The sequence below is a fragment of the Promicromonospora sp. NPDC059942 genome, assembly GCF_042731755.1.
Taxonomy (GTDB): domain Bacteria; phylum Actinomycetota; class Actinomycetes; order Actinomycetales; family Cellulomonadaceae; genus Promicromonospora.
The window spans coordinates 1-12,398 of sequence record NZ_JBHWLR010000024.1 but is presented as its reverse complement, the minus strand read 5'-3'; the positions used below and the strand labels follow the sequence as shown (position 1 = coordinate 12,398).

Genomic DNA, 12,398 nt, shown 5'->3' with positions numbered 1-12,398 from the left:
CGCGCGGACCTTCTTCAACGGGGGGCGGGTGGAGGAACCCAACCGGCGAGGCGAGTGTGGGGCGTGACGAGGGCCCACCCCTCCCCACCCCCGCCGCGCGGGGGGGTCAGGCCCCGTGCTGTCCCGCCCCTCCGGGCAGCCTGGTGAGGGCGTCGACCGACCGGCCGATCTGCCCGACGGCGCGGGCGAGCAGGTCGTCGGGGTCGGTGTCCCAGGTCTCGGCCTTCTGGTCCAGCAGGCCGTCGAGCGCCAGCGCCGCCAGGCCGTGCCCGGTGGCCCAGAGCGTGAGCCCGAGCGCGTGCGGGTCGGCGACGCCGAGGCGGCCGACGAGGTCGGTCAGCACCTGAAGCGCGGCGTCGCCCGCCTCCTGCACGGCCGGGTGCTTCTCGGGCTCGGAGAGCTCGGGGCGGAACATGACCTGGAAGTGACCCGGCTGCCGCCGGGCGAAGGCGACGTAGGCGGCGACGGTCCGCGAGACCTCGTCGCCGCCCGACGTCGTGCCGGGCCGGCCGACCGCGCCCAGCAGGTCCTGGGTGAGCAGGTCGAAACCGCGGGCCGAGATCGCGGACAGCAGCGCCGCCCGGTCCGCGAAGTGGTGGTAGGGCGCGCCCGGGCTCACACCGGCCTCGCGGGCGACGCGCCGCAGGCTCACGGCGGCGATCCCCTCGGCCTCGATGAGCCGTACGCACGCCTCGACGAGCTCCTCGCGCAGTGCGCCGTGGTGGTACGTCTCCCGTTTGCGTGACCCGTTGACCTCCATGGCCGAAATCTATACGGTGCTCATAATCTAAACACTGCTCAGACTGGAGACGCGATGTCGAGGGTTCTTGTCACCGGCGCCACGGGGTTCATCGCCGGGCACGCGATCGAGGAGCTGCTGAGGAACGGTCACGAGGTGCGCGGGACCGTGCGCTCGCTGCGGGATCCCGCGCGGGTGGCGCATCTGCGCCGCATCGCGGACGCGGCCGGGGGGCGGCTCGACCTGGTGGAGGCCGACCTGGCCCGCGACGCGGGCTGGGACGAGGCAGTCTCCGGGCAGGAGTACGTGCTGCACATGGCCTCGCCGTTCCCGGCCGCGCCACCGCGGGACGAGAACGAGCTGGTCGGGCCGGCCGTCGACGGCACGCTGCGGGTCCTGGGGGCGAGCGCGCGGGCCGGGGTGCGGCGCGTGGTCATGACGTCGTCCCTCGCCGCGGTGAGCGCGGCCGGCTCGCGCGAGGGCGACCGGCGGTGCACCGAGGAGGACTGGAGCGACCCGGACCGGATCGCGCCCTATGCCAAGAGCAAGACGCTGGCGGAGCGCGCGGCCTGGAGCTTCGTCGCGGACCATCCTGAGGTCGAGCTGACGGTGATCAACCCGGGGCTCGTCCTGGGTCCGGTGCAGCACGCGGCGTCCGGCACGTCGGTTGCGCTGGTGCGCAGGCTGCTGGGCCGGGAGATCCCGGCGGTGCCGGAGCTCGGCTTCGCCCCGGTCGACGTGCGGGACGTGGCGCAGGCGCACCGGCTGGCCATGGAGGCGCCCGACGCCGCGGGCCAGCGGTACATCTGTGCCGGCGACAACTACTGGTTCGGCGACCTCGCGCGGATCCTCGACGAGGAGTTCGGGCCGCTGGGCTACCGCGTGCCGCGGCGCAGGATGCCGTACTGGATGCTCTGGACGGTCGGCCGGTTCGACCGGGAGGTGCGGCTCGGCCTCGACTTCGTCGGCAGCGCGGAGCTCGTCAGCGCCGACAAGGTGCGCCGCGAGCTCGGCTGGAGCATGCGGCCCGTGCGGGAGACGCTCGTCGACACCGGCCGCAGCCTCGCCGAGCTGGGGCTCGTCCGGCCGCGCGGGGCGGCGCGAGCGGCAGCCTGAGCCGTGCTGTCAGGGGCGCGTGCCGGTGCGGTCGGCAGTTTGCGCCGCAGACTCGGCAGTTTGCATCGAGGTCGGCACAGGCCTGTGCCGACCTCGATGCAGACTGCCGACCTCGCAGGAGTCTGCCGATCTCGCAGGAACCTGCCGACCTCGCAGGACTGCCGACTCAGCGCAGCCGCACACCTTGCAGCGCCCGCAGGCGCCGCTGGAGGTACTGCTGCTCGGCGAGGTTGAGCGTCGACCGGGCGGCCTGCCGGTAGGCGTCGGCGGCCTCCGTCGTCCGGCCCAGGCGTTCCAGGAGGTGCGCGCGGACCGCGTCGAGGCGGGGCAGCCCGGGATGCTGCCGCCCCAGGTCGTCGAGCGAGGCCAGGGCCGCGCCGTCGCCGTGTACCTGGGCCTCGGCGACAATCCGGTTCAGCGCGATAGTCGGGTTCTTGCGGCCGGTCACGACGTCCAGGACGCCGTAGAGCGCGACGATCTCCGACCAGTCGGTCGAGGCGGTGTCGGCGGCCTCCGCGTGCAGCGCCGCGACGCAGGCCTGCAGCAGGTAGGGACCCGGCGCCGCGCCGGGCACGGTCGCCTCGACCAGGGCGACGCCCTCGCGCACGAGCGCCGGGTCCCACCGGGTCCGGTCCTGCTCGTCCAGCGGCACCAGGGAGCCGTCGTCCGCCTGCCGTGCGGGTCCGCGCGACGCGGTGAGCAGCATGAGCGCGAGCAGCCCGGCGACCTCCGGGTCCTCCGGCAGGGCCTGGCGCAGCAGGCGGGCCAGGTGGATCGCCTCCGCCGCGAGGTCCGTGTCCCGGGCGGGCGTGCCCGACGTCGTGTGGTGGGCCTCGGTCAGCATCGCGTAGAGCACGTCGAGCACGGGGCTGAGCCGTTCGGCCGCGTCCCGGGGCCGGGGCAGGTCCCCGCCGAGCTCGGCCAGGCGCCGCTTGGCGCGCGTGATGCGCTGGGCCACGGTCGCCTCGGGGAGCTGGTGGACGTTCGCGATCTGCGCCGTGGTCAGGCCGGCCACGGCGCGCAGCGTCAGCGCGACCTGCGCGGGGCGGGCGAGCGCCGGGTGACAGCAGAGCTGGAGCAGGAGCAGGCTGTCGTCCGCGGGGGAGGCGTGGGGGAACGCGCCGGGGTCTGCACCGTCAGGCGTGCTCAGCGGGTGGGCCAGGAGCGCCTCCCGGGCCTCGCGGTCGCGGCGCCGGCTGTCGGCGCGCACGCGGTCCACGTACCGGCGCCGGGCCGTGGTGACGAGCCAGGCCAGCGGGTCCGACGGCGGGTCGGCCGGCCACTGGCGGTACGCCGCGAGCAGGGCGTCCTGGACGGCGTCCTCGCACACGTCGAACTGGCCCGCGCCGTGGGTGCGCACGAGCCGGGCGAGGACCTGCGGCGCGAGCTCGCGCAGCAGGTCCTCGCCGACGCCCGGTCCAGGGTTCACAGGTCCCCGAGGTCGCTGAACATCACGGGCCGCACCTCGACGGCCAGCCCGTCGATCGACGTGTCCGGGATCATGCGGGCGAGCTCCAGGACCCGCGCCTCGTCCTCGACGTCCACCAGGTAGAAGCCGCCCAGGAACTCCTTGGCCTCGGCGAACGGCCCGTCGCTGGTCTGCGGCGTCCCGGCCACGGACCGCACCACCTTGCTCTGGCTCGGGTCGGCCAGCGCCTGTGTGCCGACGAACTCGCCGCGCTCCTTGAGGTGCGCCATGAACGCCTCGTGCCCGTCCTGGACCAGCTTGCTCTGCTCCGGCGTGAGCTGTTCGAGGACGGTGGGGTTGATCTGCATCAGGATCAGGTACTTCATGGTTCCTCCTGGGTTCTCCGCGGCGGCGCCCTGCCGTCGTCGTACCCCTTGGTCGGCACGGCCCGCCCGGATACGACAGCCGACCACGAGAAATCTTCGCGTGTCCGGACGGGGTCCGGCGAGCCGCCATACTGGAGTGTGACTACGTCCATCGTGACCCCTGCGGAAGCGGGGGCGGAGATACCGATCGAGCTGCTCTACCGGGTGCCCTACGGCAAGGTCCTGCACGGCAAGGACTGTCCGCACCTGACCCCGAGCCGGTTGGTGACGCTCCAGCCCGCCACCGAGCTGGACCGGCAGAAGTTCAAGATCTGCAGGTCGTGCCTCATCGCGCTCGACGGCGACCCCGGCCACTTCGACTTCGAGTCCCTCGACGCGGCGCTCGAGGCGCTGCAGGTCCCGCAGACGAACCGGCCGGCCATGCGCGCCATCGCGGAGGGCCTCGACACGGCCCGCATCTGGATGCCGGCGACGCGCACCTACGTCGCGGTCTCGCCGGGGACCGGGCACGAGGTGACCGCCTTCTTCAGCAAGGACGCCGTCGACGTCCGCCAGGAGGAGGGCGGCTACGAGCGCCTGGTGCTGTCGACGCCGGCTACCCCGGCCGGCCGGACGAGCGCCGCGAAGGCCGCGAGGAAGACGAAGGCGGCCGCCGCGCAGGAGCCGGAGCCGGCTCCGCCGACCTGCCCCACCTGCTACATGCAGCTCCCGGCGACGGGCGTCTGCGACAGCTGCGACTGACCCTCGCCCCGCCATCAGGGTGGAGGCACATCCCCTTTGAGGCCCGGGTTTCTTCGCTTTGAGCCGACTCAAAGCGAAGAAAGCCGGGCCTCAAAGGGGATCCGATGGGGCGAACCTGGGTCGGGTCGGATCTGGACCCCGGGTGTGAAGACGTGCCGACAGGCTGGGTAACGGAGAGGTAGCACTGCTCCCTCTCCGTAACCCTTCGCGATGCGCATGCGTTCTGGGAGGCTTCCTCCGATGAACGGATATATCGAGGGGGCGCTGAATCCGATCCTGGGTTCCGAGGGCTTGGGCCTCCACGCGGGTTTCTTCGTGATCGTCGGATTGACGCTCGCGGTTCTTGTCTGGGCCGCGATCGAGCTGTGGCGAAAGCCTGTCGTCGCGGAGCGGATGACGGACAGCATCCTGCAGATGCGCATGAGCCAGGGAAACGATCGGGTGGCTCGCGCGATGACCAGGGCATTTCTGCCTGGGGTCCTGATGATGGGATCGCTCTGGGTGGCGACGGGCTCCGCGTTCCTCGACGAGAAGTATCGGTCGACCGTCCTGGAGATCGGCTTGGCCGGCGTGCTGGTCTCGCTCGTGCTCATCGGATCGGTCGCCCTCTTCAACTGGCCGAGGTTCCTCGCGCCGCCACACATGCGAGGAGACCGCAGCCTGTTCGCGCGCGAGTGATCAGGCATGGATCTCCGGGAAGCTTCCGCCGATGAACGGCCTCGTCGGCCATTCGTGCCACTTGTTCACCGGGCGACTATCAGTGCATCAGGATAGCCTGATAATGTGTCCTGGGACGTGGAGTTCGATGAGGGTGTGTTCGTGTGGTTGACAGGGTTGGAGGAGGAGTCGTTCGTTCAGGTTCGTGCTGCGATCAAAGTCTTGCGTGACCGAGGTCCGCAGCTCGGACGGCCGCTCGTGGACACGGTGGTCGGATCGCGGCACAAGAACATGAAGGAGCTGCGACCAGGGTCCGCGGGCCGCAGCGAACTACGAGTGTTGTTCGCTTTCGACCCCGCGAGATCAGCGATTCTCCTGGTCGCCGGTGACAAGGCAGGGCGATGGCAGGATTGGTACAGGTCCGCGATCCCGATGGCCGACGACCGCTATGACGCCCATCTCGAGGCGCTCAGGAAGCGCGCTGACGGCGATGCTGGAAGAGGAGAGGAACGATGACCCGAAGCCTTGATGACCTGGACCGGGCTCGCCCGGTCGACCCGGAGAAGGTGGCTGCTGCCGAGGAACGGCTCCTGGCGCGACAGCGTGCCTGGCAGCTGCGAGAGCTTCGCACTCAGCAAGCCCTGACCCAGGCCGAGCTTGCCGAGCGGATGCACGTGGGCCAGAACCGGGTCTCGCAGATCGAGTCCGGAGGCGCGGAATCGACTCGGCTCGACACCTTGCGCCGTTACGCCCAGGCATTGGGCGGCACGTTGAGTGTCGAGGTCACGATCGGTGACACCCGTTACATCGTCGCCTGACCGATTGATCTCGTGACACGAGGCCGGGTCTCCCGCAGGATGCGGGAGACCCGGCCTCGCCGTCGTTCCTGAGGGACCTACTTCTTGCCGGCGATGCCGAACGCCGCCGTGACCTCCTGGGTCACCGAGTTGCCGGCGTCGTCACGGGCGGTCGCCCGCAGCGAGACCAGGTCGGCGCCGCGGGACGGGATGCGCAGCTTCGCCTCCCAGCGGTCGTCGTCGCGCTTCAGCGAGACCTTGGACCACGTGGCGCCGCCGTCGTAGCTGACCTCCAGCGTCGCCCCGCTGACCACGCCGGCGCGCGGCGCGCCCGGCACCGTGTACGGCTCCACCGCGAACGGCACGGTCGAGCCCGCCCGGACGGTGCCGTCCAGCGCGGTGTCCACGTCGTAGTCGAGCTGGACCAGCGGGAGCGGCGTGCCGTTCTCGCCGGGCACGGCCTCGTCGGCCTGGTCGGCCACGAAGGTCCACGACGTGCGGGTGCTCGTCGAGTACCGGTGCGCGTCGTCGGCGGCGTCGGTGTCGATCTCGAACCGGTACTTCTGCGGCCCCTCGACCACCGGGACCGACGTCTGGACGGCCTGGCCGATGTTCTCCCGTACCAGGGTGTCGCCCTGGTAGAGGCGGGAGGTCACCGGGGTCTCGCCCCAGCCGAACCCACCGGTCAGGCCGTTCGGGCCGCCCGCGGTGGACACGTTGACCGCGAACCAGTCGCCGCCGTGCCACGGGCCCCAGTAGCCGTCGCCCGTGCGGGGCGCCGCCACGGGAGCCCACCAGTCGCGCACCGTGGTGCTCCGCGCCGCGTACGCCTGGCGGACGCCGCGCTGCTCCCAGCCGCTCTCGTGGTTCACGTTCTCGTACCAGGTGACGTCGTCGTAGGTGGAGACGTAGTCGGTCCGCTCGGACGCCGTGGGCTGCAGCACCATGACGCTCAGGCACGGCGGCCACTGGTAGTCGCGGCAGTCGGCACGGTCGTCGACGGCGAGCCGCTCGTCCGTGTCGTTGTACCGGCTCTCCACCGTGGCGAGCTGGCGGCTGGTCGGCGCCAGGGCGAGCTCGGCGGGGATCTCGCCGGGCCAGCTCTTGGACACGTCGTACAGGTACGTCGGGAACTCCACGGCCTTGCCGGTCAGCGTGAGCCGGCCCTTGGCGGCGGCCTTCAGGAGCTTGGCGCCCTGGGCGGACGACACCGAGACGACGGGCAGGTCACCCTGCGTGACGTTCTCGACCAGGGAGCCGGGGCGGTCGTTGACCACCACGAGCAGCGCGGCACCGGCAGCCTGGGCGGCGGCCTCCCGCTCCTCGGCGGACACGGCGTCGTCCCTGGTCACCAGCACTGCGCGACCCTCGGCACGGACGCCCTCGTAGTCGGCGGCCGTACCGGTGCCGGCCGTGACGGCCCGCAGCGAGACCCGGCCGTCGAGCCGTGCTGAGCCGTTCTGGTAGACCGGGTCGAACGCGACCGGCAGCGGGCTCCAGGCCGTCAGGTCGAGCGCGGGCTCGGTGGCCCGCCACCGCACGGCGAAGTCGAAGTCGGCGCTGTCGACGGGACCGGTCTTCGCGGCGTAGAACGAGTCGACGTCGGCCGGCACCGCGTACGTGGCGCCGAAGGTCGAGTACAGGCCGCCGATCCCGGAGTCGTTGAAGAACTGGAACCGCCGGTAGGCGACGTCGCTCGCGCGGGGCGTGTCGAGCGTCAGCTCGTCGGCGTCGCGCGCGTCCAGCACGAGCGACTGGTCGGCGTCGGTGACGACGACCTGCGGGTCGCCGACCAGCGCGACGCCCGTCGAGCCCGGCCCCTTCGATCCGGCGACGTCGAGGAACGCGGTGGCGGAGTAGACGCCGGGCTGCAGGCGCTGCGTCGGCACCTCGCCCGTGGCCGGGTCGATCGGCAGGCTGCTGACGAACTGGTCGCCGTAGCGGTAGAAGTCCACGTAGCCGCTGGCCGGCTTGCCGGACCGGTCCAGCGCGGTGATGTCGAGGCCGTACCGCTCCTCCTCCTTGACCAGCGCCACCGCGGTCCGCACGGTCACCTCGCCCGAGGCGTCCGTACCGACGACGGCGCCGCTGTACTTGCCCGCGAGCACCGCGTCGTCGGCGTCGGCGGTGACCGCGACGTCGGCCGTGCCGCCCGCCGGGACCACCACCTCGGAGGCGGACAGGGTCATCAGGTCGCTCGGCGCGCCGTCCGGCCCGGTGACGTCGGTGCTCAGCGCGAGCGTGACGTCGGCGTCCGTGGAGTTGGTGAAGGTGACGGTGCTGCTCGCGGGCTCGTCGCCGTCGTGCGGCCAGTCGTAGAACCCGAGGAACCCGTCGCCGGAGGCGTCCACGCCGTCGAGCGCGGCCGGGACGTCCAGGCGGCCCGTGCCCACCTCGTACGCCGGGGCGTCGATGTCGGCCGCCGAGGAGACCAGCGCCTCCTTGAGCTGGGCGCCCGTGAGCTCCGGGTGCGCGCCCTTGACGATGGCGGCGGCGCCTGCGACGTGCGGGGTGGCCATGGAGGTGCCGTTCATCGACACGTACCAGCCCGAGCCGCCCGACTGCTGCGAGCGGGCCGCGACGATGCCGACGCCGGGCGCCGTCAGGTCGGGCTTGATCGCGTGGTCGCCCACGCGCGGGCCGTAGCTGGAGAAGGCGGCGCGCACGTCGTCGTCGTCCACCGCGCCGACCGTGAGGGCGGCGTCCGCGGTGCCGGGGCTGCCGAGCGAACCCTCCGCGTAGCTGTTGCCGGCCGCGACGACGAACAGCGTGCCCGTCTCCTCGCTCAGCGCGTTGAGCGCCTGCGCCATGGGGTCGGTGCCGTCGTTGAGGCTGTCGTCGCCGAGGCTCATGGAGACGACGTCCGCGTTGGCGGCGCCCCACTCCATGCCCGCGATGATCCACGAGTCCTGGCCGTAGCCGTCGTTGTCGAGCACCTTGCCGACCAGCAGGTCGGCGCCCGGGGCGACGCCCTTGTAGAGGCCGTCGCTCGCGGCGCCGGTGCCGAGCACCGTGGAGGCGACGTGCGTGCCGTGCCCGTGCTCGTCGTTGTCGACCGCCTGGCCCGGCACGAACGACTGCGCCTGCGCGATCTGGTCGGCCACGTCGGGGTGCGTGGCGTCGATGCCGGTGTCGAGCACGGCCACCGTGGCGCCCGTGCCGTCGAAGCCCGCGGCCCACGCCTCGGGCGCGCCGATCTGCGCGGTGCTGTGGTCCAGCGTGGACTCGGCCTTGCCGTCGAGCCAGATCTTCTCGACGCCGCCGCGGAACGCACCGGCGTCCGCCGCCGTGCTGCGCGCCGTGCGGGCCGACCCGGCATCGGGTGCGGCGACGGCCGACCAGAAGGCCGACGCCTTCTTCTTGCTCGCGTCCACGGCCGAGGCGTCGATGCTCGGCAGGTCGAGCGTGCGCTTGGCCCCCGGCAGCTCGGTCGCGGCGGACCGTGCCGCGGCGCGGGTGTGCTCCAGGATGAGCGGCGTCGCGGCCACGGTCTCGTCGTCGTACTGCATCTCCAGCAGCGCGGTGACGTCGAACAGCCGCCGGTCCAGCGTGCCCGCGGCCAGGTACGGCAGCGCGGCGTCGGGCACCACGTAGAGGTGGTCGCCCACCTGCTGGGTGCGGACGGCGCCGCCGTCGGCCGGCTCGACGCCGACCGTCAGGGCGCCCGAGTCGGTCGTGGTGACGTCCACGACGTCGCCGGTCACGAGGGTCACGGTGGTGCGGCCGTCGGCCAGGGCGGGCGTGGCCGGCGCGGTGCCGCCGGAGCCGGAGCCTGCGCCGCCGGCCGCGGAGCTGCCCGAGGCGGGCTCGGAGCCGGACGTGGGTTCGGTGTTCGCGTGCGCCGTGGTGGCCATCGCAGCGACCAGGGCGGTCGCGGCGACAGCCGCGGCGGCCCGGGTGGCGGCCGACAGCCCGCGCCGAGTGGGGGATCTCATGGACCTGGACACTCCCAGCGAGCGGCGACACGTCACAAGAGGCGCATCGTGGCGGCTTTACGGCATGTCGTGACTCCGCCAGAGTTGGGGACCCATCGACGTGACGGAGGAGTGCCATGCTCGGCGACGTGCTCGGACTGACCCCTGACGAGACCCTCGCGTACAGCGAGCTCGTCGCCCTCCCCTCGGCGACGGTTGCGGACCTCGCGGCCGCGCTCAGCCCCTTCGGCACCTCGCTGGGCGACGCCCACCGGCTGCTGCGCCGCCTGGAGGAGCACGGTCTGGCCGCGCGGATCACCGGCGACGAGCGGCGGTTCGCCGCCGCGCCCCCGGCGATCGCGCTTGGCGCGCTCCTCGCGCGCCGGCAGGACGAGGTGCGGCACGCCGAGGTCGAGCTCAGCCGCCTGGAGGAGGTCTACCGGGTGGCAGCGGCGGGCCGCGGGCCCACCGACGTCGTCGACGTGATCCGGGGCGAGGACGCCGTACGGCACCGGTTCGAGCAGCTCCAGCTCGGGGCGCGCGAGTGCGTCGACGCCTTCGTGCGGCCGCCCGTGATCGTCACGTCCAGCCAGGAGAACTCCGCCGAGGGCCAGGCCGTGGAGCGGGGCGTGCAGTACCGCGTGGTGGTCGAGCGCAGCATGCTGGAGAGCCAGGACGTGACGATCGACGAGGCCGTCGAGGCCACGGAGGCGGGGGAGGACGTCCGGTTCGCCGAGCGCGTGCCGCTCAAGCTCATCGTGATCGACCGCCGGCTCGCCCTCATGCCGCTCACGTCGTCGGGCGACGTCGTCGGCGCGCTGCTGGTGCGCGAGAGCACGCTGCTCGACGCCCTGCTCGCGCTCTTCGAGAACGTGTGGGCCGGGCGACGCCGCTGCTGGTGGGCACGTCCGGGATGGCCGGCGACGTCGTGGACCACGTGGACGACGACGACGCGCGCGTGCTCGGGCTGCTGCTCGCCGGGCTCACCGACCAGGCGGTGGCCAAGCAGCTCGGCACGTCCCTGCGCACCGTGCAGCGGCGGGTCCGGGCCCTGATGGACCTCGCCGGCGTCGAGACCCGGGTGCAGCTCGGCTGGCACGCCGCGACCCGCGGTTGGGTGCGCTCGGGGGCCGTCCCGGTGTGACGTTGCCGACGACGGCACGGTGACGGCCGAAATCCGCTTTCCTGGCGGTGTGCCGGGGGCGAGGATCGGGCAGTGACCTCCTCTCCACGCACCGGCGCCCTCGGATTCTGGGCGGACCTGCCGCAGGACGGCCGCTGGCTGCTGTCCACCGTGGTGGTGCAGTTCTTCGGCCGCGGCCTGACGCTCCCCTTCACGATCATCTACCTGCACGAGGTGCGCGGGTTCTCGCTCGCCCTGTCCGGCACGCTCATGGGCCTGATCGCCGTGGTCGGCGTGCTCGTGACCGGCCCGGCGGGGGCGCTGGTGGACCGGTACGGCGCCCGGCGCGTCATGCTCACGGGCCTGTTCTTCGCCGTCGCGGGCTACTCGGTGCTGGCCTTCGCCACGACCCCGGCGGTCGCGGCCGCCGGGCTCGCCCTCTTCGGCGTGCAGCTCGGCGTCGGCTGGCCGTCCGTGAACGCGCTGGTGGCCACGGTGGTCGACGGCGACCTGCGCCAGCGGTACTACGGCGTGAACTTCGCGCTGCTCAACCTCGGCGTCGGCGTGGGCGGCGTGGTGGGCGGGCTCGTGGTCGACGTCGAGCGGCCCGGCACGTTCGTGATGGCGTTCCTGGTCAACGCCGCGACGTTCCTGCTCCCCGTCGCCGTGCTGCTCGGGCCGCTGCGCCACCTGCACGGCCGGGTGGACCGGCCGCACGACGCCGAGGTCGGCGGCGAGAGCTACCTGGCGATCCTGCGCCGGCCCGAGGTGCTGTGGCTCGCCGCGCTCGGGCTGCTCGCGGCGTTCGTGGGCTACGGCCAGATGGAGGGCGGCTTCCCGGCCTTCGCCCGGCAGGTCGCCGAGGTCTCCACGCGCGTGGTCGGCTTCGCGTTCGTGGTGAACACCGTGGTGATCGTGGCCCTGCAGTTCTGGGTGATGAACCGCGTGCGTGGGAGGCACCGCACGCGGGTGCTCGCGCTCATGGCGGTCGTCTGGGCGGTGGCCTGGCTGCTGCTCGGGGTGACCGGGCTGGTGCCGGGCGGCATGGCCGCCGTCGTGATCGTCCTCGCCTTCCACGGCGTGTTCGGCCTGGGGGAGACCCTCATGCAGTCGGTGCTGCCCGCGCTGACCAACGACATGGCGCCCGCGCACCTGCGCGGCCGGTACAACGCGATCGGGTCGGGCTCGTTCCAGGCGGGCACCATCGCGGGGCCCGTGGTGGCGGGGCTGCTGCTGGAGCACGGCTGGTCCGGCGCGTTCATCGGCGTGGTGGTGGCGGGCTGCGCCGGGATCGCGGCGACGGCGTTCGCCGTCGGGCGGCGGATCACTCCGGAGGTGAACGGCGTCGCGGACGCGACCCCGACGTCGTCCCCCACCGCCGCGACCCCGGCCTGACCACGGAACCTGACGCCCCAACTCACCTTTGAGGCCCGGGGTTTTTTTCTTTTGCGTCGTCGACAACAAAAGAAAACCGAGCCCACAAGGGCGGCTTCTCCGGGGCCAAAATCCGCCCACCA

The 12,398-nt window shown here is 72.7% G+C and carries 12 protein-coding genes; 8 read left to right on the top strand and 4 right to left on the bottom strand.

The annotated features are described in order from the left end of the window. Positions 1-106: 106 nt before the first annotated feature. Positions 107-760, bottom strand: coding sequence for a TetR/AcrR family transcriptional regulator (locus ACFV9Q_RS25805; RefSeq protein WP_377236785.1), 654 nt, complete (start codon positions 758-760; stop codon positions 107-109). Positions 761-814: 54 nt separating this feature from the next. Between ACFV9Q_RS25805 and ACFV9Q_RS25800 the strand changes: the two genes are divergently transcribed. After that, positions 815-1,855: an SDR family oxidoreductase gene (locus tag ACFV9Q_RS25800; protein WP_377236784.1), complete on the top strand. Its 1,041-nt coding sequence runs from the start codon at positions 815-817 to the stop codon at positions 1,853-1,855. 166 nt (positions 1,856-2,021) lie between these two features. Here ACFV9Q_RS25800 and ACFV9Q_RS25795 read toward each other — a convergent pair whose 3' ends face one another. Both ACFV9Q_RS25795 and ACFV9Q_RS25790 read right to left on the bottom strand, forming a co-directional pair. Beyond that, positions 2,022-3,284 (bottom strand): RNA polymerase sigma factor, encoded by a 1,263-nt coding sequence (locus tag ACFV9Q_RS25795; RefSeq protein WP_377236783.1) that lies wholly within the window; start codon positions 3,282-3,284, stop codon positions 2,022-2,024. Next, positions 3,281-3,649, bottom strand: a complete 369-nt coding sequence (locus ACFV9Q_RS25790) for a YciI family protein (protein ID WP_377232495.1) — start codon at positions 3,647-3,649, stop codon at positions 3,281-3,283. Before ACFV9Q_RS25790 ends, ACFV9Q_RS25795 begins: the two co-directional genes overlap by 4 nt. Positions 3,650-3,802: 153 nt before the next feature. Here ACFV9Q_RS25790 and ACFV9Q_RS25785 point away from each other — a divergent pair, with 153 nt between their 5' ends. From ACFV9Q_RS25785 to ACFV9Q_RS25770, 4 genes are all read left to right on the top strand, one after another. Further along, on the top strand, positions 3,803-4,390 hold the full coding sequence (locus tag ACFV9Q_RS25785; protein WP_377232496.1) for a hypothetical protein: 588 nt from the start codon (positions 3,803-3,805) through the stop codon (positions 4,388-4,390). A gap of 240 nt (positions 4,391-4,630) precedes the next feature. Next, complete coding sequence (locus ACFV9Q_RS25780; protein WP_377236782.1) at positions 4,631-5,068, top strand: hypothetical protein; 438 nt, start codon at positions 4,631-4,633, stop codon at positions 5,066-5,068. A 105-nt stretch (positions 5,069-5,173) separates the two neighbouring features. After that, entirely contained in the window at positions 5,174-5,563 is a 390-nt protein-coding gene (locus ACFV9Q_RS25775; protein ID WP_377232561.1) for a type II toxin-antitoxin system RelE/ParE family toxin, read from the top strand. Further along, positions 5,560-5,865 carry a helix-turn-helix domain-containing protein gene (locus tag ACFV9Q_RS25770; protein WP_377232562.1) on the top strand — a complete coding sequence of 102 codons (306 nt, stop codon included), beginning with the start codon at positions 5,560-5,562 and terminating at the stop codon, positions 5,863-5,865. Before ACFV9Q_RS25775 ends, ACFV9Q_RS25770 begins: the two co-directional genes overlap by 4 nt. A gap of 77 nt (positions 5,866-5,942) precedes the next feature. On the opposite strand, the gene ACFV9Q_RS25765 is transcribed toward ACFV9Q_RS25770, so the two are convergent. Next, positions 5,943-9,779, bottom strand: coding sequence for a S8 family serine peptidase (locus ACFV9Q_RS25765; RefSeq protein WP_377236781.1), 3,837 nt, complete (start codon positions 9,777-9,779; stop codon positions 5,943-5,945). A 116-nt stretch (positions 9,780-9,895) separates the two neighbouring features. Here ACFV9Q_RS25765 and ACFV9Q_RS25760 point away from each other — a divergent pair, with 116 nt between their 5' ends. From ACFV9Q_RS25760 to ACFV9Q_RS25750, 3 genes are all read left to right on the top strand, one after another. After that, entirely contained in the window at positions 9,896-10,813 is a 918-nt protein-coding gene (locus ACFV9Q_RS25760) for a TrmB family transcriptional regulator (protein WP_377236780.1), read from the top strand. Beyond that, positions 10,756-10,902, top strand: coding sequence for a hypothetical protein (locus tag ACFV9Q_RS25755; protein WP_377236779.1), 147 nt, complete (start codon positions 10,756-10,758; stop codon positions 10,900-10,902). The genes ACFV9Q_RS25760 and ACFV9Q_RS25755 overlap by 58 nt, the downstream gene beginning before the upstream one ends. A 72-nt stretch (positions 10,903-10,974) precedes the next feature. Then, positions 10,975-12,276: an MFS transporter gene (locus ACFV9Q_RS25750; RefSeq protein ID WP_377236778.1), complete on the top strand. Its 1,302-nt coding sequence runs from the start codon at positions 10,975-10,977 to the stop codon at positions 12,274-12,276. Positions 12,277-12,398: the final 122 nt, after the last annotated feature.